A 26,679-nucleotide genomic window follows, 5' to 3' on the forward strand; every position below is an offset into this window, starting at 1 on the left:
AAAAATTTAGTTTAAAGGACGGGCTGACCGGCCCAAAATCCTGTCGCCTTTAGAAGGCATGCCATGATTGCATATTGCCTGAGTAGGCTCTTAGCACTGCGCACGCCGCATGATTTCTCATTCAATCATCAGCTCGAATGTTCAGCGTTCTGACGGACATAAACGATCGCTTACCAGACCTGTGACCGCAGCCTGGTTTACCTCATAAAGTTGTTCTCAAGGGTGGAATGGCTTCGCTCCAGAGATTGCAACTGACACTGATCCCCCGATTGCTCGGGCGGACAACCCACACCCTCGGCATCTGACAGCCGATTGATTGTTCGATCCGACCGGGGAACCAAATATCTCGTTCTACCCTCGGAACAGCGGGCATCAATACAAATGCACGCAATGCGTGCCCTAACCAAGGAGGCTCTCATGGGTCAAAATCCAAAGGATGATCTACCCGTCAATCCTCAGCCCGTCAGTGAGGACGGCATCCCTGCTCCCAGCGGAGCCGCTAATCTCATTGATACCGACTACGTCATCGGTCAGGACAACATAAAGGGTGACTTCTCCTTTTCGCTCGATATCCATGGCAAAGTTTTCATCATTTCGGCAGCTGCAATATTGCTGTTCGTCATTCTGACATTAGCGCTACAGAATGAGGTCGAACCTCTTTTCAGCTCCATCCGCAACTGGCTGACCGGGCACCTTGCCTGGTTTTTCATGAGCGTGGCGAACGTGTTTGTTGTGCTGTGTCTGGCGTTGATTGTTTCCCCGTTGGGCAAGGTTCGCCTGGGCGGAAGAGACGCCAAGCCAGACCATACTTACATTGGTTGGTTTTCAATGCTCTTTGCCGCCGGCATGGGTATCGGACTGATGTTCTATGGCGTTGCCGAACCTATGTCGCACTATGCCGCGTCAATGGGTGGTGTCACGTTCGATGCGAATGGAGTTCGTACCGACTGGGCTCCGCTGGCAGGTGCTGCAGGCGATATGAAAGGGTCCGCCGACCTGGCGATGGCCTCAACGATCTTCCACTGGGGACTGCACCCTTGGGCGATCTACGCGATTGTCGCCCTGTCCCTCGCTCTTTTTTCTTACAACAAGGGCTTGCCGCTCTCAATACGCTCGATCTTCTATCCATTGCTGGGCGAGCGTGTCTGGGGATGGCCAGGGCATATCATCGATATCCTCGCGGTTTTCGCCACGCTATTCGGATTGGCGACCTCACTGGGGATCGGCGCGGAACAGGCAGCTGCGGGGATTGAGTATCTATTCGGTATCAAGTCCACGAACCTGAGCAAAGTTGTGCTGATCATTGGCATCACACTGATCGCACTGTGGTCGGTGTTGGCTGGTCTGGACAAAGGCGTGAAGCTGCTGTCCCAGATCAACATGGGTTTGGCGCTGTTGCTCCTGCTGTTCATTATTGTAGTGGGCCCGACCCTGGCTATTTTCAGCGGGTTCTTCAAGAACCTGGTGACCTACGCAGAGTACCTTCCGGCACTGTCCAACCCCTTCGGAAGAACTGACACCGAGTTTACTCAAGGCTGGACTGCCTTCTACTGGGCCTGGTGGATCAGTTGGTCGCCCTTTGTCGGGATGTTTATCGCCCGTGTCAGTCGTGGTCGAACAGTTCGAGAGTTCCTGGTCTCAGTGTTGTTGGTACCTACACTCGTTTCAGTATTGTGGATGACGACGTTCGGCGGAACGGCGATTGACCAAGCCACGGTCCAGGGATTTGTCGGTGTCAAGGATGCCGTACTGGAGCTCAAACTGTTCGCAATGCTCGGGCATTTACCGCTCAAGGACATCACCTCGTTTCTGGGGATTATCCTGGTCATTGTCTTCTTCATTACGTCGTCTGACTCCGGGTCCCTGGTGATCGACACCATCACAGCCGGTGGCAAAGTCGATGCACCTGTTCCACAGCGCGTTTTTTGGGCAATCATCGAAGGCGTGATCGCCATCGCTTTGTTGCTCGGTGGTGGTCTGGTGGCACTGCAGGCGATGGCAGTTTCAACCGGCCTGCCCTTCGCGATTGTACTGATGCTGGGGTGCATTTCCCTGATCAAAGGCCTGATGTCTGAGCCTCGATCGTGATACCTGACAGGTGAGTTGACAAAATCTGAAATTAATTCGTCTGCGAGACGCGTAACTCTGCAAAGGAGTTGCGCTCTCGCGGGACACTATTGAGGGTCGCATGCTTCAGGAAACTATCGATTTTTTCATAAACTACCAAATCTTGGGCATTGCATTAGCCAATTGGGCCTTAGCGATTTTGGTGTCAACCATAAGCTTCCTGTGCGCCAGGACTGTGATTGGATTTTTCCTCAAAAAACTCCACTCGAAATCATCGCAACCCACCGCTCATATCAGCCACATCACGGTTGAAGTGTTGTCAGGGACCAGCAATACACTTCTACTGCTCGCATCCTTATTGATAGGTATCGGCGTACTGGATTTGCCTGAGCGCTGGTTGGGCAGAGTGAGCAGCCTCTGGTTTGTAGTGGCGGCGCTGCAAGTTGGCTTATGGGTGAACCGGGCTATTGCACTCGCACTCTCCCGGTACTTCAGACGTCACGGCACCCATCAGACGTTCGAAGGCAGTGCGCTGGCAACGCTGAGTCTGTGGGGGGCAAAAGTATTTCTATGGGTCATCGTCGTGATGTCCATGCTTTCAAACGTTGGCGTAAACATCACTGCCTTCGTCGCAAGCCTTGGAGTGGGCGGCATTGCAATCGCACTGGCGGTGCAGAATATATTGGCAGATGTTTTTGCGTCACTGTCTATTGCTGTAGATAAGCCTTTCGAGATTGGCGACTTTATTGTTGTCGGTTCGCTGTCCGGTACCGTGGAGCACGTAGGCCTGAAGACGACGCGCATACGCAGTCTGGGCGGCGAGCAGATTGTGATGGCCAATGCAGAGATGATTGGCAGTACGATACAAAACTACAAGCGACTCCAAGAACGTCGAATTGTATTTGAGGTCGCACTCACCTATGCCTGCTCCCCCGAACAAGCCAGAGCAGTGCCTAAATTGATTGAAAATATCGTAAGCCATCAGGACAAGGCCAGATTTGATCGCTCACACTTACGAACCTTTGGTGAAAGCGCCCTTGAGTTCGAGACGGTCTACATCGTACTCGACCCAAGTTACAACGTTTACATGGATGTCCAGCAGGAAATCAACCTTGGGATACTGGAGGCCTTTAACGAACTGGGTGTCACTTTTGCCCACCCTTCGCGCACGATTCATGTGGCTTCAGTCCCCAGTGAAAGCACGCTCGCTGTCCGTACCGACCACGCTGCTTAACTAACGCCGTTACTGCTGCAGTTGCCGCGCACTGTTTTCTTTTTGCTAACTGGACGGCCATAACGATATGGGAGACTACGGATCTGCATGGTAAAAAGGCTTGATCAAGCGTAGCAGTAGATCAATCCCACAGCGTCCCGATGGGAGTAGATGGGGAGTAATGGTTAGCTATCTGCGCCTGCAGCAACTCGGCAGTAGCAAGGGCATCGGTTAGTGCGTGATGCGCATGGTAGTTTGGCAGGTTATAGCGCACGCGGCTGTCAGCAAGCCTGATCGAGGGCTGAGGACGACGAAGAAACCTGTCGAGCCATCCCGGTTTCTGTCTATGCATTCGTGCTTCCAGTTGCATGGTGTCAATGACCGGAAACTGCAGCCCTTCGCCGAGGTAACGGCGAAAAGCCTGATCAAGAAAGCCTCGCTCAATATTACGGTAATGCACAACCATCACCTTCCCTGCCATCGTACCCAACAGGGCGTCCACAACCTCAGTCAGCGGGGGAGCCTGCAAAATATCGGTATGGGTTATGTGGTGGAAGGTGATTGATTGGTCACTCAGCTCTGAGGGAGGCTTAATCACCCGATAAAATGCCTGACCACAACGTACACGTTGCAAGCTGAACGGCATCAGCCCGATGCTGACAATGCTATGGGTCTGCGCATTGAGGCCGGTGGTCTCCACATCCATCGCCAGCAGTTGCACTTGTTCTATGGGTGTCTTTGCGTCAACGGCGCCAGCTTCATAGAAGCTTCGCACGCAAGGATTAATCGCGTTCTTAGCCAATGTTTGAAACCTGTCGGCCCAATCCACAGTTTCAGGTTTGCTCACGGAGCGGCTATCCATCATTGCGACTGACGCCCTTTGCCCGGATAGCGAAACCGCAGAAAATTCTGCGCATTGCTCAACACCTGAAACGCCTCTTTAAGGTTGTGCCTTTCACTGGTCGAAAAGCGCTCCGGCTCGATGTAGTTATCCGGCGTCGCGCCCTGCTCCAGGGCTTCTGCTTGATGCCGGATGCGGACCATGGACAAAAACTCCAATGCGTAACGCAGATGCTCCACTGCATCGGGCTGTAAACGCTGGGTCGTGCTGATTGCATCAAGGCGATCAAACGAGTTCTGTGCCGTACTGCCGCATGCCAGAGCGTGGATGCGTATGAGGTCGGTAAGGGGCGCTGTTCCCCTGCCCTTCAAATTGATAATTCTCTTCTGCTGGCCGTCTGTTTCCACTACAAAAGTACGGAAGAATCCCAACGGCGGAGTACGGTTCAGCGCGATCCGGGCCATTGCGTTAAGAAATCCGGGATGGGTGCTGGATTTTTCCGCACACAACTGCTTGAGCTCGTGAACGAGATCAAGCTGGCCATAAACTCCATCGAGATCGAAAAAAATACAGCTGTTAAGCAGCGTCGCAGCATTTGGTTTTTCGATCCATTGCTCAAAGTAGGCCCGCCAGACCCTTAACGGCTGCCGCCACTGATCATTGGTGGCCATCACCCCACCCTTGCAGTAGCTATAACCGCACGCTGCGAGGCCATCACTGACGAATGTGGCCAGACTGTGAAAATAACCGTCATGCAGAACGGGGTCGAACCGATCATCCAGCACCAGAGCGTTGTCCTGGTCGGTCACCAGCAACTGTTCATCTCGAGCCATCGAGCCCAGCACCATGAAGCAGTAAGGTACTGGCGGCGGGCCCAGTTCTTTCTCCGCCAATTCAATCAGGCGCTGGGTAAAGGCCCGGCCAATACCTGAAATGGCGCTGCCAATCATGTGCGCCGTCGCGCCGTCCCGCACCATCCGAATGTAGGTGGCGCGAAGATCGCGGAGCAACGAGCGCAGTCCCGCGACAGACGTCTGATTGGATATGCGGTTGACCAGGTACAGGCTACTCTGGGACTCGTAACGGATGATATCCGACAGATTAATCAGCCCTAAGGTACGGCCCTTGTACACGACTGGCAGGTGATGAATATTACGCCTCAGCATGACCAGCATCGCCTCGAACACCGAGTCATCTGCCTGTATTGCTACGGGATCGCTGGACATGACTTCACTGATGGATGTAGATACCCCGCTTCGCCCCAAGGCAACCACACGGGTACGCAGGTCACGATCAGTGACGATACCGACCATCTTTGCTGCTTCGCCTTCACCCGCAGCCATAACCACCACACAAGAAACACTTTGTTCGGTCATGACTTTAGCGGCGTCATGCACCGAGGTATCGGATGCGACCCAAACCAGAGCACGAGAAATCAAAGCGCGACTTTTGAGCTGGATCAACTCGCTTGCACGGCCTTGAGCATCGACGGCGGACTTGAGTCTGGAATGGCCTTCAGCCTCAACGAAATCGGCAAAGGCATCGTGTTGCGCGCATAACTGGGCGAACACCTCTGAGGGAATAAAGTAAATCAGGCTGTCTTCCAGGGCCCGGGCAGGAAAGCGAACTTTGTTGCTGCGCAGCAAACCTGCCTGGCCAAAGATGTCTCCTTCAACAAGTCGGTTATAGAGCTCGCCATTTCTGCGATAAACCTCCACTGCCCCGCTGCGCACGTAGTGCAGGTCCTCAATGACCGCTCCCGCCTCAAGGATATCGCTGCCGGCCTTGAAATAGCTGACTTCTACGCGCTGGGCGATTGCATCCAGCGATGCCTGCGGCAGCGTATCGAAAGGTGCGAAGCGTTGAAGATGATCGCGAATCTCCAGTAACTCGATTTGCATGGAACCTCAAAGTTGATGAGCAAGGTGGGCTCTGCGAAGTACCCGGGCAGTATTAGTGCTCCAGTCATGCGCCACCAAATCACATGTCAGGGAGATGTTCAACCAACCCATGCCCGTGTGAAGAAGCCCGCAGGGGGAACCGACGTAATTGCTGTATTTCCTGGTAGCCAGCAACGGGTCGTCTTGTCATGGGCATTTGTGTAATATGCCCCGCTGGGTGTCACCGCAAATACGCGGCATGGCAGGTTTAACTTAGCGCAGGTCGGGCCGCCGCGCGGGGTTATCGCGCCTATGAACCTGGATCCCTCGCGTCTTGAAAAAGACCATAGTCATCGTGCAACACCAGCTGCGCTGGCTTTTCTAACCCGCTTTTTCGCTGCCGAATCCGCTGGCGGCCTGATTTTGATGGCGGCTGCGTTTGCCGCGCTCGTCGTCGCGAACTCCTCATGGTCTGAAGCTTACTTTTCAACCCTGCATATCAAACTCATTGGTCTCTCGATCGAACATTGGGTCAACGATGGATTGATGGCTATTTTCTTCATGCTGGTCGGCCTCGAAATCAAGCGTGAAATGCTCGTAGGTCAGTTATCCAGCTGGAGCCAGCGCGCACTTCCAGGCTTTGCCGCACTGGGAGGTATGCTCTTACCGGCATTGATCTACATTGCCATCAACTGGGGAAATCCTGAAACCCTGGGTGGTTGGGCAATTCCTGCGGCAACGGACATCGCCTTTGCGTTGGGCGTTTTGTCCCTGCTGGGCAAGCGCGTTCCTGTCTCTTTGAAAATTTTCCTGTCTGCTCTGGCGATTCTTGATGACCTTGGGGCAGTCGTTATCATCGCACTGTTCTACACCAGCGGTTTATCCATCAGCATGCTTATGGCTTCGCTGGCCGTGATTGTTTTTCTGCTCGTGCTCAATCGTTGCGGCGTGAAGAGGCTTTGGCCTTACCTGATTGCGGGCGGTTTACTGTGGTTTTTCATGCTCCAGTCCGGCATTCACGCGACGTTGGCGGGAGTCATTCTCGCGCTCTGCATTCCGCTGGGTGATTCGAACAACGAGCGCAAGTCTCCACTTCTCTATCTGGAGGAAAAGCTGCATCCGTGGGTTGCTTTCGCCGTCGTGCCCGTCTTTGGTTTTGCCAATGCCGGAGTGTCTCTTGCAGGCATGTCACCCGGTAATCTGATTGATCCAGTGCCGCTGGGTGTAGCTTTGGGGCTTTTGCTGGGCAAGCAAGTGGGCGTGTTCGGTTTCTCCGCGCTGGCCATTCGTTCAGGTCTGGCAAAATTGCCGGAAGAATGTGGTTGGTTCCATCTATACGGCATAGCACTGCTATGCGGCATTGGCTTCACGATGAGCCTTTTCATCGGGGCACTGGCCTTTGCCGGAAATCCACTCCTGGTAGATGAGGTAAAGGTCGGTGTGTTACTCGGCTCAGTGCTTTCCGCTGCTCTAGGGGTTGCAGTTCTTCTCAGCGCCAGGCCGCTCCTGTTGGAGCCTGATATCAACCGGTCAGGCAGCCACGGACCCGATCAGCTCGATAAAGTAAGCGGCATATAGTGACCAATTGAGGTCTTCCAGATGCAGGATCAAGTCTTCTGGCTACCCTGAAAGCGGCGGGGTTACTGCCCCGTCGCCAGTACCTTGGTCACACTTCACATTTCAAGCGCGTCAGCCAGTTCGATACCGAGCTACCTGCGGAGCTTCGCAGGCTGGTGTGGCTGAGAATGACCTGACCAGCTCTGGTGCTCTTTGTCGGCAAAGTGTCGTGCTCATCCAGTACACGAAGGCACACTGAATACCAGCCACAGCCACCCAGATCCATGTCAGAAATCGCCGTTCGCGATCGCTCGCACACCCAGTGCCATTGGGGGCAAAACTGGGGGCATTATTAGTTTTTTATGACCTGAAACTACCGTCTTAGAGCCCAGTCAAAATGTTTTTTGGCGATCCGGACAGCCTCTCACCAAATGATCCTGCCAAGGCATCACGCCACATCTTCATAGCAACATGCCTCGGCCCCAAAAGGCACGGAGCATCAGTTCAACAACAGACTCATCCCTCAACAAACGGCAGCGGTGCATCAGTATCACGACGCACCGCGAACACATTCAAAGTCATCGCCACCAACGAGTAATACCCGAACACCCCGACAAGCTCTACAAGGCCAGGCTCTCCGAACACCTGGATTGCGTTCGCATACAAATCCTCGTCAATACGACGCGTCTCGTACAATGACTTGCCCAGGCTGTAGACCAACTCTTCGTCCTCGCGCGCAAATTGCGGCACTACTTGCAGTCGCAGTGCTTCAATAACAGAGTCTGTGACTCCCGCCGCACGTGCGATCGGCTCATGAATCTGCCACTCGGCCTGCGACTGCCACCACGCTGCGGTGAAGAGAATCGCCAACTCCGTCAGGCGCAACTCGAGCCGCGTGCCATATCGACAGAATGCTCCCAGTTGCTGGGCATGACTGGCCAGTTCTGGACTGTGAATCCAGGCCAGAAAAGGTCCATCCAGGTTGCCCCTCGGGCCGGCAAGAATGTCCTTGAGTACCGAACGCTGGGCTTCATCCATGGATGCCTCAGTCAGTTCGCTCAGCCGCGATTGAATGACCATGACGGTATTTCCTCAGAGACTTTTCAACATAAGGTGCAGCGCACGCTTGAGTTTGTCAGCAATCTCATCATGGCGGGCTGCTTGAATTTAGCATGTAGCTTTAGGGCGGGGTCGAACGGCGTTTCTCAACATCAATCTCGGGAAGCGGCGGCTGGAGCGAAATGGCATCGTCTCGCGCAAGGTCATTTCGTTCTCGCCTGTGGCGGTCCAGTATGAGATCACTCAACTGGGGCGAACACTGCAGCAGCCATTTCGCGAATTGCATAAATGGACGCTCGATAAATTACCTGATGTTGAAGCTGCACGGTTGAAGTTTGACCAGGGCGCAGAGGTAAGTTTGAGTCAGGCACGGGATTGAATCATCGCAGCAACCAGTGCGTGACAGTTGATCAAGTAAAATGGGCGCCCCGCCCTGCGTAAGCCTATCCAACATCGCCGTTTAGATGGAGACACTTACCTTAATTTACGTCCCCTGAAAAGACGCGTATCTCATTGGATTGGAGAAAATAACTCTACAGTGAAACAACCTATAGACGGTGAACCCTCCGAAAGCTCGGGGCCTCATATAGATTGTCGACCTTTCAGGAGTTTGCAACATGCAGAAAATCACTACAACGCTGGTTCTAATCTTGTGCATTACCGGGGCCATGTCTGGGTGCTTTGACAATTCAGACAGTGACCAGGGAACAAAAAACAATCCCGATAACGGCTCATCGGTAAGAATGGAGCAACACTAAGCAGGCGTTCCTCTTAAGTTCATCATTTGATATTCAAACACGGCGTGCATCCCTTAGGCCGTACGGAGGTGAGCCCTTTTGGCGCCAGCTCTGCGGAGAAAGAACCTTCGATTTGACCGGTTTCATCGAATCCGTCAAGTCAACCGGTTACAACGGGCCTTGGGGTGTGGAAATTCTCTCGGAGAAACTCAGAAAGAAGCCTTTGGAAGAGCTCGCTAGTTTGCCGTTCACTACGTCAATGAGCGCGCCAAGCGCCAGGCCGTAATTCAAGTTATGGAAAGCGAGGTAATGCCAGCGGGGCTGTCCTGCTGGCGCACATACATGGCCGCACGACGCTATTTTAATCCAGCGCCCCACGCTCAGCGCGTAACACGAGTTCATCCACGACACGTCGAACCTTCGGTAGCAGATGACGCGTTTGTGGCCAGACCGCATGAATCGCCACATCGGCGGTACTGTATTTTTCCAGCACTTGAACGAGTCGCCCAGCCTCAAGGTGGTCTCGAACCAGAGAGTTCGGAATCTGACAGATACCGTGCCCGGCAACCGTCATGGAAACGATGGCGTCACCATCACCCACTTCATGGGTACCCGGTGGAGTAATCCGGGTGAGTTCACCGTTTGCATTCTGGACGCTCCAACTCATCCGCTGTCCGCGACGGAAGCTTACGATACAGCTGTGGGTCTGAAGGTCCTCAACAGACTCAGGACAGCCGTGTTTCGCAAGGTATCCGGGTGACGCGCAAATGATCTGCTTCTGCACCGTCAGACGACGTGCAACGAGGCCACTTGAATCTTTCAATGTGCCAAAGCGAATACTGAGATCGATGCCCTCTTCGATCAAATCAATGACGGCATCGCTGAAGGTCACCGTTAATTTGAGGTCGGGATTTGCGTCCAGAATTTCCAACAGTACCGGGAGCACAACGCTGCGGCCGTAGGCTGCTGGCAGATCGACCCTCAAGCGCCCACTGGGTGTTTGTTGGTGACTGGTCAGCGACGCCTCTGCTGCCAGGATTTCGTCGACAGCTGCCGAGCAACTCGCAAAATAGGCCTCTCCGTCCACGGTTAGCCCAGAGCTTCGGGTGGTGCGATGGAAGAGTTTGCAGCCAAGCCGTTCTTCAAGCTTCGCAATGCTTTTTCCCACTGCTGACTTGGTGATGCCGAGCCGATCGGCAGCCTTGGTAAAGCTTCCTGTGCGTGCGGCGGTCACGAAGATCAGCACACCACTAAGGGCCTGTTCAATCTGCGCCATTGTAGACTTTTACTCCCATCTGCAAGAAATAATAGGCGGTATTTCTCCCATAGCTCTACCTTAGCCTGTTCCCAAAGTGATTCCTACCCATTGGGATTTGCAGTTTCTGCACTCGAACCTTCTTCGTGAACGCTTCGTCCAGGCAAGTTAGGAGGACATCACCGCGTTCCACGATCGCAGGTTACCTGCAAACAAGTAGAGAAATACTCAACTCTGTTGCTACTGAGAGCGCCTTTATCAACCTAGAAGATACGGGCAAAGTCACATCTTGAAATATCCATTCCCTGCGAGTCATTGCCGCAACAGGAAGTGGCGAGCACCCATCGCCTTCTTTCTCTCAGGCCCGCGTTAAAGCGCGACGACTCCAACTCTAAAATACACAGGATGAAGACTATGCCTTTAGCTTTATGGGCGCTGGCCCTCAGTGCATTCGGAATCGGAACGACTGAATTCGTCATCGCAGGGCTTCTGCCCCAAGTGGCTGCAGATTTCAATATTTCCATCCCCCAGGCCGGTAATCTGGCAACCGTATACGCCTTGGGCGTATTCGTAGGCGCACCTCTGCTTATCATTCTGGGTACCCGCATTCCTCGTAAACCTATGCTTCTGCTCCTGATGAGTTTGTTTGTCATCGGCAACTTCGTCACGGCAACAGCAAGCGACTTCGATATCGCACTGCTGGGTCGGTTAGTGACCTCTTTGACTCACGGCGCATTCTTCGGCATCGGTGCAATCCTCGCCGCCGACCTGGTTGCGCCGAACAAACGCGTTCAGGCCATCTCGTTCATGTTCTCCGGCTTGACGGTCGCCAATCTGGTAGGCGTTCCGGTCGGCACCTGGCTGAGCCAGGTGATGAGCTGGCGCGACACCTTCTACGCGATCACGATCGTGGGTGTGCTGGGCTTCATCGGCGTGTTGATGCTGATACCCAAAATCCCTAACCACGAGCGCCCTCAGATCAAGAAAGAATTCGCAGCGTTTGCGAACCCCCGCGTCTTGCTCGCGATGGGCATCACCGTCTTTGGCCCGGCAGCGTTCTTTACTTCAATCACCTACATCGCACCGATGATGGTCGAAATAGCCAGGTTTGACCCTGGTAGCGTGACGTGGCTGATGGTTGTCTTCGGTCTCGGCCTGTTCGTTGGCAACATCCTGGGTGGTCGTTATGCCGACAAGGCTCTGATGCCACTGCTGTACCTGACGCTGGGTGGCCAGGCAATCGTCTTGCTGATCTTCAGCCAGACCGCTCACAACCAGATCATGTCGGTAGCCTGCATCCTGCTCATGGCAGGTTTTGGCTTCGCAACCGTTTCCCCTATCCAGAAACTCGTCATGGACAAGGCCCGAGCGGCGGGCGCTCCGACCCTGGCATCTGCGGTAAACATCGGCCTGTTCAACCTCGGCAACGCCATCGGTGCCTGGGTGGGTGGCATTGTGATCGCTGCCGGCCTGGGTCTGGCGGCCCCTAACTGGGCAGGCGCCATTCTTTCAATGATTGCGCTCTTGCTAGCGTTGGCATCCGGGGCGTTGGACCGTAAGCACAGTAGCCGGTGAATTGGCAGGACGAGAATATGTGCCGCAAATGTCCGTCCGGGCCACGGATGCCGAGCCAAGCTATCGAAGTCTTGTCCATACAGCTTGCTTAAGCACCCGAAAAGCGCCTGACACCGTGTGACCGTTTATACGGCTGTCACTTGTTCGCAATGGCCAGGCTGGGTTTCAGGTTGATTTTCTGCAGCAGGAAGGTAAAACAGTCACCATTCATCCAGCACAGAATATGGAGGGCAGCTTGTCAGGTAAAAAACGGATTGCAGCGGTCAGTCAGCGTTTTGAAGAGTCCATTTGGCGAGCTGCCAGCTGGCTAAACGAACCAGGCCATTGCCTCGCCTGTTCAGACGACTCATTGGAGGTGGTTACAGATTTCCAGACCGATTTCTGGCGTGTAACTCACTACGGATTCATACGAGACAGCGGGCATTTTCTGGGGTTTAAAACCACGGGTGGCTTCACTGCTCAAGTGAGGATTAACGCCGAGTTCCGCGAACTTTATGATCAAGCCGGGATTATGGTCAGGCTCAACGAGCAGACATGGGTCAAGGCCGGGATTGAGTTCAACGATGGAAATCCAATGATCAGCAGCGTGCTCACCGTAGGCAGATCAGACTGGGCGCCCGGCTCCTTTACAGGAGACCCCGACGATTTCTGGCTTCGGGTTACCGTTTCCGAAGGCGTGCTGCGCTTGCAGTATTCAAGAGATGGCGTGAGCTGGCCATTGCTAAGACTTGCCCCCTTTCCAGAGGCGGAAAGCTATGAGGTTGGCCCTATTTGCTGCACCCCGCAGCGCGAAGGGTTAAAGGTAAGATTTTCCGAATGGTCGTTGACGCCTCCTTTGGGGCGGGATTTACATGATTTAAGCTAACTCCGACTTATGTGAGCGCAGACTTAATCTGTAATGCCGGGCTCGGCGCGTGTAGAACCTCCGACCTTCGGTCAGTCATCGCGAGCAAACCGGTAATACCAGCGTCGAAGGGTTGATACATCCTGCTCAGGAGATGCCAATGAAAAGCTTAATGACTCCACTGGCCTTGCTGCTTGGTATGACGGGCAGCCAGGTAATGGCTGACACCGCCTCGAACCCCTTGGTCAGTGAGCGCTGGCAGTCCCGGCCGTTGATCGTCGTAGCACCCAGCGCGAGCGACGCGTCCTGGCTTGAATTCCAGCAAGAGCTGATGAAACCTGCCAACCGCGAAGCCTTTGTCGAACGGGAGATGGTGCTGTATTCCGTGGTCAATGGCGTCGGCAAGCGCAATGATAAGGCTCTGGATCCAAAGGCCACGTCGTCGCTGCTCAACACACTGGGTGTAAAGCCCGATGGCCCGACACGTCTGCTCCTGGTAGGTAAGGACGGCGGTACAAAGGTGGACCAATACGCGCCGCTGGACATCAAGGCGATTTTCTCGACCATCGACAAAATGCCGATGCGCCAGAATCGCTAGCTTCGTGCTCCCTCAGCTCATGGACGCTGGAGCTGGCTGCTACCCCTGGCCAGCAACCAACTGAATGCCACTGAATATCAATGACCAACGACCACTTGCCCGGACTGCCTGTCACCGCCTGCAAAACCATGGACTCGGGCTCGGGATGCAATGGCCAGACTTAGCAGTAAAAGCACCAATAGAACCCACGGAAAGGAGCTCACTCCCCATTGCCCAAGCAACACACCACCCAGTAATCCGCCCCCTGCAATGGCGCTGTTCCAGACCACGACGTTCATCGAAAGCGCAACGTCAGCGCCCTCACCTGCCGAGTCGGCAAGCGCGGTTTGCAAAAGCGTGGCAGCGCCACCGAAAGTCAGGCCCCAGATAAATACCCCGACGTAAATGGCCGCAGCTGTGTTTGAAAACAAGCCAAGCAACACCGAAACCGCTGCGAAGGTTACGAGGCTGACCAACACGGTTGTACGCAGATGACGATCAACCAGCCGTCCCGTTACCCAGATGCCCGCCAACGCGGCGACACCAAATGTGAGCAAAACCAGATCCACATCATTTGCCAGCCCTGCCTCGGCGACGAAGGGCGCGATATAGGTGTAAAGAATGTTATGAGCCAGCATCCAGGTGAACACGACGCCCAATACAGAACGCACACCCGGCGTAAAGAACACCTGACGAAGCGCCATGCGCTGTGACGAGGACTGACCGGGATAGTCCGGCACGTTGACCAATACCCAGACGATCAACACCAGCGTCATTCCGGACATCAGTCCAAATGCCATGCGCCAGCCCATAAAACTACCCAGCCATGTTCCCAAAGGCACGCCGAGCGACAACGCGATGGGCGTTCCCACCATGGCAACCGCCAGCGCGCGGCCCTGCAACCGGGGCACAACCATCCGTCGTGCATATCCCGCGATCAGGCTCCAGGCCAGACCCGCAGACACCCCGGCGAAAAACCTCGCGACTAACGTCAGCCAGTAATTTGAAGACAACGCAGTGATGGAGTTGAAAATCAGGAAGCCGACAATCGTCAGCAGCAGGACAGTTCTACGACGCCAGCTTTGTGTAGCGATGGTCAGCGGAATGGCTGCCAGAAGTGAGCCCAACGCGTAAACAGTCACCATCTGCCCGGCAAACGATGCCGATACTCCCAGGCCACTGCCGATCTCGGGCAGCAAACCGGCCGGCAACGTCTCAGTCACGATGCATATGAACCCCGTCATCGCCAATGCGAGTAACGCCCCAAGCGGAAGCTTTTCGCTTTGTTTCTGATCTGCAGTCATTCGAATCTCCCGACTAATATACTGATCGGTATAAATATAGGGAGAAGCTACGGGATGGTCAACGACTTATGTATCGATTAGTATTTAAGTAGCTTCACTCAACTACGTCTGAAGGAGATCCGGCATGGCACAGATGGGACGTCCACGCACGTTTGACCGTGACGTGGCAATCACGCAGGCGCTGCATTTATTCTGGGAGCATGGCTACGATGCGACATCCCTCAGTCAGCTCAAGGCCCACATCGGCGGAGGCATCACTGCGCCTAGCTTTTACGCCGCCTTTGGCTCCAAGCAGGCCCTGTTCACTGAGGTCATGGAGCGCTACCTCACCACCCACGGCCGGGTGACCGACAGCCTGTTCGATACCACCCTGCCGCCCAGGGAAGCAATTGAACTGACCCTGCGCCGCTCGGCGAAAATGCAGTGCGAGGCCGATCATCCCAAAGGGTGTCTGGTGTCGTTAGGACTGATGAGCGCTTGCTCGGACGAGAGCAAGGCCATCTCCGAACCGCTCGCACGGGCAAGAAACCTGAACCGTGCGGGTATCGTTGCCTGTATCGAACGCGCTATTAACACAGGCGAATTGCCCGCGACGGTGATGCCGGAAACTCTCGCCGCCGTGTTCGACAGCTTCATGTTGGGCCTCTCGACGCTGGCGCGCGACGGCGTTCCACATGCCACACTGGATGCCGCAGTGACTCAGGTGATGGGGCTTTGGGATAGCTTGCGCATCGTTGCCGAGGAATGAAGGGCCGCAGCCAAGAAGGATGTTGTTTATGCGTCATTGGAATTATAGATATCTTGCGTTAGCGCTATTCCTGTCGGGATTGGCTTTCTCCATATACAAAACATTTCAGGCAGAAGTTGTTCCTATCAAAGAGTATCAACGGGCACGAGCCGAACTCGCCAACATCATCCCACCCGCGGGTGACAGGTTAGGGGATCAGAGTAGTAGCTATCAAACTTACCGGGCGTTCAGCCGCTACGACTATACAAGTGTTCAATCCAAAGAATGGGTCTCATCATTTTTTACGCACCAACTGGAGTCAGCAGGCTGGCTAACGAACCTATATGGCAAAGAAGGAATATTTTTTTGCAAGAACGGACTCAGGGTCGACCTGAGCTACTCGGCTACCCGCGAGACTCGATATTCCTTAGGTTTCATGCTGGGGGACCAGCCCGGCGAAAGTGACAAGGGCTGCCAAGGCGCCGGATAACGTAGCCTTGAATCTTTTTTCTGTTTGCTTCACCTCCTTCCCGTTGGAAACAAGTGACGTAGAATCCTGCTACATCCGAAATACGATGGATCCTCACACGCCTCCAATCATTAGTTCGAGCTCGATACAGTGACGATTGAATCCTGCAAGTCTCTCTTTCTTACCTCCCTTACTGAGCCAGATGAGGGAGGTCTTCAGTTGGTCGTTCGTGAAGGTCAAGAATGCAGATCCCCTGAGGAAATTGCCAAAGCCAAAGCTTTACAACCGGATCTAAGCTCGCTTTTGGAAAAAGCCACCCTGATAAGGCACGGTCCAGGCTGTAGAGTCTTCACGTTACATTGGCCAGGCTACATATCGTACGCAGTCGAAAATGAAAGCTACTCCCTTAACTGCACCACAGATGAAAGAACGGGGAAGCTGTTCAGACTCTATAGCAAATCAGCCTATCTGGACTATTTAGCGAAAGTGACCTTCGCAAGCGACGTTTATCCCGGACCGTTTAAACATTGGGCTGTCGTTTGTGAGGACCACGTTGTCAATATCGCATCGTGTGACGAACCGATTATTGCCATCCAGACTATTTAGACTGCGGCGTCAAATTGACCCAAAGTGTGCTGACCTACTGCTCGATGGAGCCACTATGTACATAGTCCACGATTCCCGCTCAGACGAAATCCTCAGGCTTGAGCACCTACTGGAGGGGTTCAACTATACCGTCTGGCTCAACACTTACGGGCCTTTTGAGCTGAACAGAACGCTTGAGGAGCAACTGTCCCATTCCATTGGTAACGAAGTAATCATTGGCAGCCATTCCAGCGTGACGCCAAGCGAAGCCCGCAGCGAGATTACAGAGCGATTGCTGCACTTGGGAGATGAAGGTTATGGCCCGATAGATCTAACTGCAAAGCACGCAGAAATCCTGAACCTTCTTGAAACCCTATTAAAGAATATCAACCTCGACCACGCCAACACCGTCACTTCGTTCTGGCTCACGAAAGGCCATCCGGCGTACCCGGTATTCTGGGAGTTTTCGTTTGATATCATTTCCGACGGTAAACGATTGATTCTAATGGGTAGCAGCAGCGACTAGCCTACGAAGGCTTGGCTTTCGGACGCCACATTGGATGCCGCAGTGACTCAGGTGACCGGTACTCGCGCAGCGTACGGATCTCAAGAATTGACTGTCGTTTGCCCCATACCATCCCGGGTATCACCTCCCACGCCTGCTTTTCTATAAACTTCAGCTTTCGTCTGTCAGTGAGAGCGTCCATGTCTTCCAAGGTCATATCCAGAGCAGCCGAGCAAGCCGCCTCACTGGAAAGCCGTATTCGTGGCCGGTATGAACAGATGTCAGCGGTTGAGCAGAAGCTGTCCGACGTGATCCTCGCTTCGCCCGGCCACCTGGCGATGCAGACCGCGACTGAGCTGGCGATCAGTGCCGGTGTTTCCAAGGCCACCACCACCCGCTTCTTCCGCGCGTTGGGCTATGACTCTTATGAGAAGGCTCGCCGAGATGCGCGCAAAGCCAGCACCGGCGGCTCGCCTTTGTATTTGCAGCATCTAGGTGAAGAGGACCACGACCCTCAGACACTGATTCAGCATCACCTGAATCAGGAAGTCACCAACCTGATCAAAACCTACGAGTCCCTCGCTCAGGCAGATCTGTTCCAGATCGCACAGGCCATCGCCAAAGCCCGTCGAGTGGTGCTGATCGGTTATCGCCACAGTCAGACCATCGCCGTCATGTTTCGCAGCAACCTCATCCAGGTACGCAGCGACATCCTGTTGCTTCCTGCACCCGGCGATTCTCTGGCCGAGTACCTCGCAGGGCTAGACGAGCGCGACGTAGCCATCTGTATTGGCTTGCGCCGTCGTGTGCCGCAGCTTGAAAGTGGCATGGCAGCAATGAATGCCCTCGGCGTACAGATTCTGTATATCTCTGATGTGCTGGCCGGTAAGCCTGCGAAGCTGGCGAAGTGGGTCATACGCTGCCACACCGAGGGCACCCTGATGTTCGACAGCAATTCGAGCATCGCAGGTATCACCAACCTCCTCTGCTCGCTGGTCGGCAGGGAGCTGTCCAGCGAAAAATCGACGCATCTGGCCAACGCCGAGATTCTGCATCAGGAACTGGGCGAGCTGGAATAGATCCCGATACGACCAATACAGCACCATAACAGGACAGCCGCGCACCAGCGCGGGGCGGGCCACCCTGCTGCCAAAGCTCATGACCATATAAACAAGAAACAATGGTTTCATGATTTTAATTCGTGAAACCCATGTTTCTTAAGGCTTGCTGATCTTCTTTCAAGTCCGCAAGCAACGCTGGCATAGAAACTGCGATACCCCTTTGGTCTTCATACCGAACCAAAGGGCGCCATCATGAAAAAAATGTTCCCAGGTATACCGTTTGTTCTGGCTGCAATGACCTTCGGCGCCACGCTGTACGCGACAGTGGCTTCAGCCGATACACTCGATGAAATCAAATCCCGTGGCACGCTGACCGTAGCGATCGACCCAACCTTCGCCCCCTATGAATACACCGATGACAGCGGCGCGATCATCGGCTACACCCCGGCGATCATGGCTGAGGTGGCGAAGACCCTGGGCGTAAAAGTCGAATACCAGAAGATGGCCTTCAGCGGCATTATCCCCGCGCTGATTTCAGGGTCAGTGGACGCCGAAGGCTCCTCCCTGAACGTCACCGCCGAGCGGGCGAGCAAAGTGCTGTTCGTGGCGCCGTTCGGTAAAAGCGTCAACGCAGTCATGACCCGTGCCGATGACAAGCGTCTGGACCCCGCCAGCCTGAAAATCGAAAGCCTCTCAGGCTTGAGCGCAGCGGTTAAAACCACCTCCGCGCCGGAACAACTGGTCAAACAATTCAACGTCGAACTCAAAGCCAAGGGGCTGGCACCGATCAAGATCGTCGGCGTCGACAGTGTCGATCAGACCCTGTCAGCGTTGATGACCAAGCGGGCCGATTTCATCCTCGACGACATCACCGTACTGGGCAGCCTGCGCAAGCAGCACCCTGACAACCTGCGCCAGGTCGGCGAACTGGGCGACAGCCAGTGGATCAGTTGGGCCACACGCAAAGATGACGTTCGCCTGAACAAAGTCATCAGCGATCAGATCATCGCCATGAAGAACTCCGGCGAATTGCAGAAGCTGCAACAGCAGTATCTCGGGGTGACCTTCGACCTGCCTTCCAGTGACTTCATTCCTGCCAAATGAGAACCCACATGTCTTCCCCTGTCACCCAAGTCCATGTACCGGCCGGGCACGGCCGCACGTTCGAAGTCCGCAGCGGCCAATTCATCACGGTGATCGACCGTGACGGCCAGCAAGCCGCTGACTTCGTCGCCATCGTCAACGGTCAGCCCGAGCAATATCTTTCGCCCACCCACACCCGTCGACGTTTGAACTCGCTGTTTTTTGCCATCGGCGACAGCCTCTACTCAAACGCCGATGAGCCTTTATTGCAGGTACTGCATGACACCGTCGGTGTGCACGACGCCAACGTGCCAGCCTGTGACTGCACGCGCTTCAGCGTTGACTTCGGGGTCGACGGCCATCGCAATTGCCTGGACAACATGCACGAAGGCCTGAGCCATTACGGAGTGCTGTCGGTAAACGTGCCCGAGCCTTTCAACCTGTTCCAGAACGGCCCGGTAACCGCCGACTGCCGGATGCAGGTCACCGATCCGACCAGCAAGGCGGGAGACAGAATCGTCTTTCGCGCCTTGAAAGACCTCGTCTGCGCGGTGTCCTCCTGTCCGCAGGACATCATTCCGGGTAACGGGCTGCTCGTTACTCCCATCGACATCGTCATTTCCGATGACGAACCGTCGCACGCCTGAGGCCCCTCCCATGCTGATCATGAAAGACGCCATCGAAACCCGAGCGCCACTACCACCCAAGTCCGTCAGGGTGCCAGCCGCCAGCGCCGGATCAATCCTCGTCAAGCGCGGCCAGTTGCTGCGTGTTACAGCCCTGCAAGACGGCGCCGTGGCAAGCCTGTTCGGCTTTAGCGAACTGGAGCCCAGCGTCCATTTGTCGGTGCATCACACCCGGGTGTTCAGCAACTCGTACGTGCTGGGTGCCGGCATGCGCATGGTCAATAATCGTCGACGTCCGGTCATGGTGCTGGGCAAGGACAGCGTCGGTAAACATGACCTGCTAATGCCGGCCTCCACGACCGCCTTCCTGGCAGCCAACGGCTATCCAGACCAGACCGGCTGCGTGGAATCGCTCAAAGCAGAGCTGCAACGTCTCGGCCGTCAGCAACCCAAACTGCCGGACCCGATCAACCTGTTCATGAGCGTGCAGCTGGATCAGCAAGGAACGCTGACGCCGTTACCGAACACGGTCAAAGCCGGTGACTCGGTGACCTGTCGCGTGGTGCTGGACACGCTCTTCGTAGTGTCCACCTGCAGCACGGGCATCGCGGGCAATGATCAACCCGGCGCGGTCGAATTGTCAGTGGCTGAAGACCTCAGTGAATTTCCGGTTTAATCCATGAGTTCATACGCGCAACTGCTCAATGCCCTGCCTGATCTTGCGAACGGGCTGTTGGTCACGCTGGAGTTGACGTTGCTTGCCGCCGTTACCAGCTTCGGCATGGGCCATGTCATCTGGTGGCTGCGCGGACGATCGACGCCAATGTGGCGCGGCCTTGGGCATTTGTACGTCAGCCTGATGCGTGGGGTCCCGTCGATTGTCCAGTTGTTCATCGTGTTCTTCTCTCTGCCCCTTATCGGGTTGGGTGGCAAACCCTTGCTGGCTGCGGTACTCGCCATAGGCCTGAACAGTGCAGCGTATGTCGCCGAAATCCTGCGCGCCAACTACCGCAACCTGCCCGGCGGGCAGACCGAAGCGTCTTCGGCGCTCGGGCTCTCAGCCTTTGAAACGTGGTGGTATGTCTCGGCACCGCAAGCCTTGCGCGCCAGCCTGCCCGCGTTGGTCAATGAGTTCACCCTGGTGGTCAAGACCACGCCATTGGCTTCGGTGGTGGCAGTGACCGAACTGACCTACGCCGGGCAACTGGTGATCGCTCGCACCTACGAAGCCACCCCGGTGCTGGCGATCGTCGTCGCCGGTTACCTGCTGATTTGCTGGCCGACACTCAAGCTCGCGCGACGCCTGGAAAGTCGCTTCAACCGCTCCAGGAGGCAATGATGGATTGGTCCGCGATTCTCGATAACGCACCTGATCTGGCAGCAGGCCTGCTGGTGACCTTGCGCCTCAGCCTGATCTCGGCGTGCACCGCCCTCACCTTTGGTGCGCTGCTGGCGTGGGCGCTGCAACGAGGTCAGCCGTGGTTGCACGCAATGGTGCGCGCCTATATCGACTTCGTGCTGGGCTTGCCGATGCTGGTGCTCATCTATCTGCTGTTTTTCATCTTGCCGGAATACGGCATCACACTCAGTTCACCGGTAGTGGGGGTTACCGCATTGACCCTGTATTACGGGCCGTACATGGGTGAAGTATTGCGTTCCGCATTTGGTGGCATTGCCCGGGGCCAGTATGAAGCCAGCGCCGCGCTGGGCCTGCGTCCTTGGGAAACCCTGCGTCATGTGCTGCTCAAGCAAGCACTGCCCGTGGCGCTACCGCCATCGATTGGCTTGTTGATAGGCCTGATCAAGGACACCGCGCTGCTCTCGGTAGTGGGCGTGGAAGAGTTCATGTACGCGGCCAAGCAAGCCATCTCCACCAGCTATGCCCCACTGGAAATTTACCTTGTTGTCGCCCTCGCCTACTGGCTGATCACCCTGTTGCTCGATACCGCCGCGGGCGCTGTTGAGCGCCGTCTCAATCGCCATCGTCTGGCCCGAACCTGAATCTGAACTGGAGTTCCCCATGTCTGTAATGCCGACTTCCTCCCTGACCATTCCCGCTGGCCACGGTAAAGCTGTGCGCCTGAAAGCCGGGCAAACGGTGCGTGTGATCAATACCCACGGCACCCAAGTGGTGGACTGCTGGGCCTGGAATGCCTATGACCTTGAAGAATTCATGTGCATGGAAGCGACCCGGGTATGGACTCAGCACCTGAATCCGGTGGTGGGTGACAGCTTCGTCACCAGTGCGCGCCACCCGATCCTGACGCTGGTTGAAGACACATCGCCGGGCGTGCATGACACCTTCATGGCAGCCTGCGACCGCCGTCGTTACGAACTGCTCGGCTGCACCCACTACCATCGCAACTGCAGCGATAACCTGTTCGAAGGCATGCTGGAACTGGGCGTGACGCCGCCACGACGGAACCTGGCTTCGTTCAACATTTTCATGAACATCCGCGTTCAGCCAGACAACATCACCCTGGCCACTTTGCCCACAGTCACCAACCCCGGTGACTACATCACGTTACGCGCGGAGATGGATTGCTTCGTCGCGTTTTCCGCATGCCCGCAGGACATCGTCAACATTCAGGGCCAGGGCGACAACACGCCCAAAGACGCTGATTTGCAGATTATTGACCAGGCATTTCCAGCCATTCAGGTGAAAGGCCCCTGGGTGCCGGACCACGTGAAGTCAGCGCAACAGTGAGCAGCGCTCGGCACCCTATTTCAGAGGTAGCGTCATGAAGATCCCCCAACACGCATTCGAAAAATACCTGAACCTGGCAGACGCACGCCTGGGCGCAGTCGCCTTGTCCGTCACGGATGACTGGTTCGCCGACGTCAATCGTCTGTTTCAGCACACGCCCGCGATATTCAAGGCCGATGTATTCGACAACAACGGCAAATGGATGGACGGCTGGGAATCCCGCCGCAAGCGTCACGAAGGTTACGACCATGCGGTGATCCGCCTGGGTGTGGCGGGCACGCTCAAGGGCGTAGACATCGATACCTCGTTCTTCACCGGCAACTTCCCGCCGTCGGCATCCATTGAGGCCTGCTTTCTGGAAGGCGCCGATCCCGACGAAAATACCGTCTGGACCGAAGTGCTCGGTGCAGTGGAGTTGAGCGGTGACAGTCACCATTATCACGCCATCAACGACGATCAACCCTACAGCCACTTGCGCCTGAACATCTTTCCCGACGGCGGCGTCGCGCGGTTGCGGGTCTACGGCATCCCGCACAAGGACTGGTCAAACATCGATCCGGACGAGAGCGTGGACTTGTGCGCCGCCCTCAACGGCGGTCGCGCCATCGCCTGTTCGGACGAGCATTACGGCCAGATGGGCAATATCATCAATCCCGGCCGCGCAGCGGTCATGGCCGAGGGCTGGGAAACTGCCAGACGTCGCACCCCGGGTAATGACTGGGTGATCGTTGCGTTAGGTGTGGCCGGAGTCGTTGAACGCATCGTGGTCGACACGCTGCACTACAAAGGCAATTATCCGGATCGTTTGTCGATCCAGGCCGCCTGCGTAAAAGGTGGCACTGACGGCCAGATCGAAACGCAAAGCCTCTTCTGGCGCGAGCTTTTGCCGGAGCAAAAAATGGAGATGGATCGAGAGCATTTCTATGAGGCAGAACTGGCCAGCCTGGGACCGATCACCCACGTACGATTGAACGTCTTTCCGGATGGCGGCGTTAGTCGATTGAGGCTGTTCGGCAAACCGGTGGCTGGCGCTGTTTAATGACATGAACGATAAGATATGGGGGATCCGTAGCGTGATGTCGCCATCAGAGCTGCCCCCCATCGGCGAAGAATGTGCAAAAACGCGCTGGAGCATGAAAATCGAGATTGTGGACGGATTTGATTTGCTGCCATCGGTGGCGATCAGGTTTCCATTGAGCGATGGGGAATGCCAACCTTTCAAGTCAATTTCAGTGTACTCAACCGAATCATTCCCCCCATGGCGGACGAGGCGACCAAGCCTCCACAAGCTTATCGATGAAGAGTCGAATTTTTGGTGAAAGATGCCGTTTGCTAGGGTAGATCACCCGAATAGGCTCTTCGGCCTCTGCATAGGCTGCGAGCAATTGAACAAGCTTGCCGCTTCTCAAATCCTCGTTAACCACGTAGGAGGGAAGAGTCGTAATGCCAAGGCCAGCGACAGCTGACTGATGCAATGACTCAGCGCTGTCCATCTGTAACCTCCCACCATGGAAAACGGGTACAGAGCTACCATTCACTCGATAATTCCAGGGAAGCAATCGCCCCCCGCTCACAAAATGCAGGCACTGGTGACCGGATAAATCTTCAGGCGTTTCAGGTGGGGCATGCTCAGCGAGATACCTGGGTGAAGCGCAGGTAATCATTTGTTGGTAAGCCACTGTGCGCGTCAGCAACCGAGAATCTTCCTTGGGAGGCCCAATCCGAATGGCCAAATCAAAACCCTCATCAATCAGGTCCACCAGCCTGTCGGAAAAAGCGATATCCACGCTCAATGATGGCCAATCCTTCAGGCAACGCTCCACGTGCTGGAGGACGTGGAGCCTGCCGAGTGCAACCGGCAGGCTAATCCGCAGTCGTCCACTGGGTGTCGAGCGACGAAAAGCAAGGGCATCTTCTACGTCGTCCAGATCCTGAAGAACCCCCACACAGCGCTCATAAAGAACCTGACCGTCATCCGTCATGCTCAAACTACGCGTGGTGCGATTGAGCAAGCGTACCTGTAAGCGAGTTTCGAGTCTGACTATCGACTTCCCCACCGCCGAGCGTGTGAGGCCGAGGTGCTTTGCCGCTCCAGTGAAGCTCCCAGCGTTTACCGAACTTACAAAGGCGGCTATATCGTTCAGGTTGTGAAGTTCCATGGAGCCTCTGCAGTCTCAAGGTTCGGGCTATTTGGCACCTGCTATGGGGAACCCTATTCCCCAATTCCAAGCATAGTATCTCAATTAGCTAATCCACCGCCCAACGATCAATTGAGGTTTTATGAAAACTGAAGTACAAGCAGCCGTCCAAACCTGGGCCAACAGCCTTGGCGATCTGGTACCCGTTCTGAAGGGCATCGACACCACCACAAAAATGAGCGACATCCGCGACTCCTACGCAAAGATGCTCGCGCAAAATCCTGCGCCTGCTGGCGTCAAATTTGAATCAGTCGACATGGGTGGTGTGCCTGGCACACTGGTTACTCCAGATGAAGTCAAAACCGATGCGGTATTGATGTACATCCACGGCGGGGCTTACATTGTCGGGCGTCCAGACGGCTATCACGGGATCGGCGGCAACTACGCAAAAATGCTGGGTGCTCGTGTTTATATGCCGGACTATCGCCTCGCCCCAGAGCATAAGTTTCCCGCGCCCATCGGCGACACATTGCGCGCCTACGAGTGGTTGCTGGAGCAGAAAATCCCGGCTAACAAGATTGCATTTTCTGGTGAGTCAGCTGGCGGTGCGATGGTTGTCAGCGTGATGGTGGCGGCGAAATCCAAAGGACTTCCATTACCTGCGGTTGGCTCATCCATTTCTCCGTGGGCAAACCTTGAACATACCGGCGCCTCGATGAGCAATCGTGAGGGGCTGGATCCTCTGAACTCCAAGCCAGTGCTGGATATCCTTGCCAGAGCGTTCCTGGGCGACACATTGGCCAATCATCCTCTGGCCTCTCCTGTATTCGCGGACGTCACAGGTCTTCCGCCAATTTTGGTTCAAATCGGAGAGAACGAGTTGATGTTGAGTGATGCGATGCGTCTCGCAACTCACCTTGCTGACAACCGCGTTCGCGTCAATCTGGAAGTATGGCCAGCGATGTTCCATGCCTGGCACTTCTACGCCACCCTGTTGCCGGAAGGTCAGCAAGCGATGGAGAGTTCCGTTCGCTTCATTGAGATTGGCCTGGCAGACGCTAGTCGCTAAACATGCAAATAGACCGCGACAGTTTTCTCGGCTGTCGCGGTTAACCCATAGACTGGATTTGTCCGGCGTTCAGGCTGATAGCATCGCGATAAACGTTCCCGGGCTTCACACTTTCTTCCCGAGAAGTTGTTTTCCGAACAACTCAATTAGCCAGACGGAACGCACCTCCGAACTTCATCAGACCAGTTTTTTTTCGAAATAGACGCGTTCGAAACCATGCTCGGTGCGTCGCCCCAACTCTATATACCCAAGCCTGGGGTAGATCAGGAGGTTGTCCGCCATCTTCTCGTTTGTATAAAGATGCACTGCACTCATTCCGAGCTGTCGGCTGGTTTCTTCACAAAAGCGGATCAGTGATTTGCCTACCCCGCGTCCTGTTGCGCTGGGCATCACCGCCACATTTTCCAGCAGCACATGCTGCTGCTCGGCATAAAACACCACGAAACCTTCAAACCTGGCGTTTTCATCGGTTGCCACGTAAACGGTCCCGGCTGCAATTTGCGCTGCAAAGTCGGCAGTCATGGGCGCAGGTTTGCGACCGATTGCAGGTATATAGCGGGCGTAGGCCTGTTCAGCGCAGTGCCTTATAGCAGGCTCATCTTGTGCTTCAGCTGGACGGATCAAACATATACCTTCTGTGAGGGGCATGGCGTGCGATTGATACTCTGGCAGATCATAAGCGCAGATGTCGACGGGCTGTTTTCGGGCGACCGGAGTCGGACACATCATGTAAGTCGCCAGTTTTTGATAGGCTTATATGAAACCTTAAATGACTTCCCGATACGCCATGGTCAATTCAA

The 26,679-nt window shown here is 55.1% G+C and carries 24 protein-coding genes and 2 pseudogenes; 19 read left to right on the plus strand and 7 right to left on the minus strand.

Annotated elements, in window-relative coordinates:
* Nucleotides 1–417 precede the first annotated feature (417 nt).
* Nucleotides 418–2,088 carry a BCCT family transporter gene (locus tag K3169_RS16240; protein WP_263272308.1) on the plus strand — a complete coding sequence of 557 codons (1,671 nt, stop codon included), beginning with the start codon at nt 418–420 and terminating at the stop codon, nt 2,086–2,088.
* 100 nt (nt 2,089–2,188) lie between these two features.
* Complete coding sequence (locus K3169_RS16245) at nt 2,189–3,301, plus strand: mechanosensitive ion channel family protein (RefSeq protein WP_263267158.1); 1,113 nt, start codon at nt 2,189–2,191, stop codon at nt 3,299–3,301.
* Nucleotides 3,302–3,422: 121 nt separating this feature from the next.
* Here the strand turns inward: K3169_RS16245 and K3169_RS16250 are convergent, their stop codons facing one another.
* Nucleotides 3,423–4,127: a 3'-5' exonuclease gene (locus K3169_RS16250; RefSeq protein WP_263267159.1), complete on the minus strand. Its 705-nt coding sequence runs from the start codon at nt 4,125–4,127 to the stop codon at nt 3,423–3,425.
* A gap of 14 nt (nt 4,128–4,141) precedes the next feature.
* Complete coding sequence (locus tag K3169_RS16255; protein WP_263267160.1) at nt 4,142–6,022, minus strand: DUF294 nucleotidyltransferase-like domain-containing protein; 1,881 nt, start codon at nt 6,020–6,022, stop codon at nt 4,142–4,144.
* A gap of 291 nt (nt 6,023–6,313) precedes the next feature.
* Here K3169_RS16255 and nhaA point away from each other — a divergent pair.
* Nucleotides 6,314–7,489, plus strand: a pseudogene (gene nhaA, locus K3169_RS16260) (Na+/H+ antiporter NhaA); the annotation flags it as partial.
* A 585-nt stretch (nt 7,490–8,074) separates the two neighbouring features.
* Here nhaA and K3169_RS16265 read toward each other — a convergent pair.
* On the minus strand, nt 8,075–8,638 hold the full coding sequence (locus K3169_RS16265) for a carboxymuconolactone decarboxylase family protein (RefSeq protein ID WP_263267161.1): 564 nt from the start codon (nt 8,636–8,638) through the stop codon (nt 8,075–8,077).
* A gap of 145 nt (nt 8,639–8,783) precedes the next feature.
* Here K3169_RS16265 and K3169_RS16270 point away from each other — a divergent pair.
* Nucleotides 8,784–8,996 (plus strand): annotated as a pseudogene (locus K3169_RS16270) (winged helix-turn-helix transcriptional regulator); the annotation flags it as partial.
* Between the two features lie 719 nt (nt 8,997–9,715).
* Here the strand turns inward: K3169_RS16270 and K3169_RS16275 are convergent.
* The gene (locus K3169_RS16275; RefSeq protein WP_263267162.1) at nt 9,716–10,630 is read right to left on the minus strand and encodes a LysR substrate-binding domain-containing protein; all 915 of its coding nucleotides are present in this window, start codon (nt 10,628–10,630) and stop codon (nt 9,716–9,718) included.
* A gap of 393 nt (nt 10,631–11,023) precedes the next feature.
* On the opposite strand from K3169_RS16275, the gene K3169_RS16280 reads away from it, so the two are divergent.
* From K3169_RS16280 to K3169_RS16290, 3 genes are all read left to right on the plus strand, one after another.
* Nucleotides 11,024–12,184 carry an MFS transporter gene (locus K3169_RS16280; RefSeq protein ID WP_122397613.1) on the plus strand — a complete coding sequence of 387 codons (1,161 nt, stop codon included), beginning with the start codon at nt 11,024–11,026 and terminating at the stop codon, nt 12,182–12,184.
* Between the two features lie 286 nt (nt 12,185–12,470).
* Nucleotides 12,471–13,049 (plus strand): DUF1349 domain-containing protein, encoded by a 579-nt coding sequence (locus K3169_RS16285; protein ID WP_411567051.1) that lies wholly within the window; start codon nt 12,471–12,473, stop codon nt 13,047–13,049.
* A 139-nt stretch (nt 13,050–13,188) separates the two neighbouring features.
* Nucleotides 13,189–13,626, plus strand: a complete 438-nt coding sequence (locus K3169_RS16290) for a DUF4174 domain-containing protein (protein ID WP_263267164.1) — start codon at nt 13,189–13,191, stop codon at nt 13,624–13,626.
* Between the two features lie 77 nt (nt 13,627–13,703).
* On the opposite strand, the gene K3169_RS16295 is transcribed toward K3169_RS16290, so the two are convergent.
* A complete protein-coding gene (locus tag K3169_RS16295; protein WP_263267165.1) occupies nt 13,704–14,909 on the minus strand; it encodes an MFS transporter in 1,206 nt (401 codons plus the stop codon).
* 124 nt (nt 14,910–15,033) lie between these two features.
* Between K3169_RS16295 and K3169_RS16300 the strand changes: the two genes are divergently transcribed.
* The 11 genes from K3169_RS16300 (at nt 15,034) to alc (ending at nt 23,711) form a co-directional block, all read left to right on the plus strand.
* Nucleotides 15,034–15,657, plus strand: a complete 624-nt coding sequence (locus K3169_RS16300; protein ID WP_122709028.1) for a TetR/AcrR family transcriptional regulator — start codon at nt 15,034–15,036, stop codon at nt 15,655–15,657.
* Between the two features lie 28 nt (nt 15,658–15,685).
* Entirely contained in the window at nt 15,686–16,126 is a 441-nt protein-coding gene (locus tag K3169_RS16305; RefSeq protein ID WP_027898543.1) for a hypothetical protein, read from the plus strand.
* 640 nt (nt 16,127–16,766) lie between these two features.
* Nucleotides 16,767–17,216, plus strand: coding sequence for a hypothetical protein (locus K3169_RS16310; RefSeq protein WP_122709029.1), 450 nt, complete (start codon nt 16,767–16,769; stop codon nt 17,214–17,216).
* Between the two features lie 179 nt (nt 17,217–17,395).
* The gene (locus K3169_RS16315; protein ID WP_231671895.1) at nt 17,396–18,274 is read left to right on the plus strand and encodes a MurR/RpiR family transcriptional regulator; all 879 of its coding nucleotides are present in this window, start codon (nt 17,396–17,398) and stop codon (nt 18,272–18,274) included.
* A gap of 234 nt (nt 18,275–18,508) precedes the next feature.
* The gene (locus tag K3169_RS16320; protein ID WP_263267166.1) at nt 18,509–19,360 is read left to right on the plus strand and encodes a transporter substrate-binding domain-containing protein; all 852 of its coding nucleotides are present in this window, start codon (nt 18,509–18,511) and stop codon (nt 19,358–19,360) included.
* Between the two features lie 8 nt (nt 19,361–19,368).
* The gene (locus K3169_RS16325) at nt 19,369–19,986 is read left to right on the plus strand and encodes an urea carboxylase-associated family protein (RefSeq protein ID WP_263267167.1); all 618 of its coding nucleotides are present in this window, start codon (nt 19,369–19,371) and stop codon (nt 19,984–19,986) included.
* A gap of 10 nt (nt 19,987–19,996) precedes the next feature.
* Nucleotides 19,997–20,641 (plus strand): urea carboxylase-associated family protein, encoded by a 645-nt coding sequence (locus K3169_RS16330; protein ID WP_263267168.1) that lies wholly within the window; start codon nt 19,997–19,999, stop codon nt 20,639–20,641.
* Between the two features lie 3 nt (nt 20,642–20,644).
* Nucleotides 20,645–21,304, plus strand: coding sequence for an amino acid ABC transporter permease (locus tag K3169_RS16335; protein ID WP_027898549.1), 660 nt, complete (start codon nt 20,645–20,647; stop codon nt 21,302–21,304).
* Nucleotides 21,304–21,966: an amino acid ABC transporter permease gene (locus K3169_RS16340; RefSeq protein WP_263267169.1), complete on the plus strand. Its 663-nt coding sequence runs from the start codon at nt 21,304–21,306 to the stop codon at nt 21,964–21,966. Before K3169_RS16335 ends, K3169_RS16340 begins: the two co-directional genes overlap by 1 nt.
* 19 nt (nt 21,967–21,985) lie before the next feature.
* The gene (locus tag K3169_RS16345) at nt 21,986–22,672 is read left to right on the plus strand and encodes an urea carboxylase-associated family protein (protein ID WP_263267170.1); all 687 of its coding nucleotides are present in this window, start codon (nt 21,986–21,988) and stop codon (nt 22,670–22,672) included.
* A gap of 34 nt (nt 22,673–22,706) precedes the next feature.
* Nucleotides 22,707–23,711 (plus strand): allantoicase, encoded by a 1,005-nt coding sequence (alc, locus tag K3169_RS16350; protein WP_263267171.1) that lies wholly within the window; start codon nt 22,707–22,709, stop codon nt 23,709–23,711.
* Between the two features lie 208 nt (nt 23,712–23,919).
* Here alc and K3169_RS16355 read toward each other — a convergent pair whose 3' ends face one another.
* On the minus strand, nt 23,920–24,831 hold the full coding sequence (locus K3169_RS16355; RefSeq protein WP_122805195.1) for a LysR family transcriptional regulator: 912 nt from the start codon (nt 24,829–24,831) through the stop codon (nt 23,920–23,922).
* A gap of 121 nt (nt 24,832–24,952) precedes the next feature.
* Between K3169_RS16355 and K3169_RS16360 the strand changes: the two genes are divergently transcribed.
* Nucleotides 24,953–25,879 (plus strand): alpha/beta hydrolase, encoded by a 927-nt coding sequence (locus K3169_RS16360; protein WP_263267172.1) that lies wholly within the window; start codon nt 24,953–24,955, stop codon nt 25,877–25,879.
* 177 nt (nt 25,880–26,056) lie between these two features.
* Here the strand turns inward: K3169_RS16360 and K3169_RS16365 are convergent, their stop codons facing one another.
* Nucleotides 26,057–26,503 carry a GNAT family N-acetyltransferase gene (locus K3169_RS16365; protein ID WP_122709064.1) on the minus strand — a complete coding sequence of 149 codons (447 nt, stop codon included), beginning with the start codon at nt 26,501–26,503 and terminating at the stop codon, nt 26,057–26,059.
* Nucleotides 26,504–26,679 lie beyond the last annotated feature (176 nt).

The organism is Pseudomonas phytophila (genome assembly GCF_025643095.1).
Taxonomy (GTDB): domain Bacteria; phylum Pseudomonadota; class Gammaproteobacteria; order Pseudomonadales; family Pseudomonadaceae; genus Aquipseudomonas; species Aquipseudomonas quasicaspiana.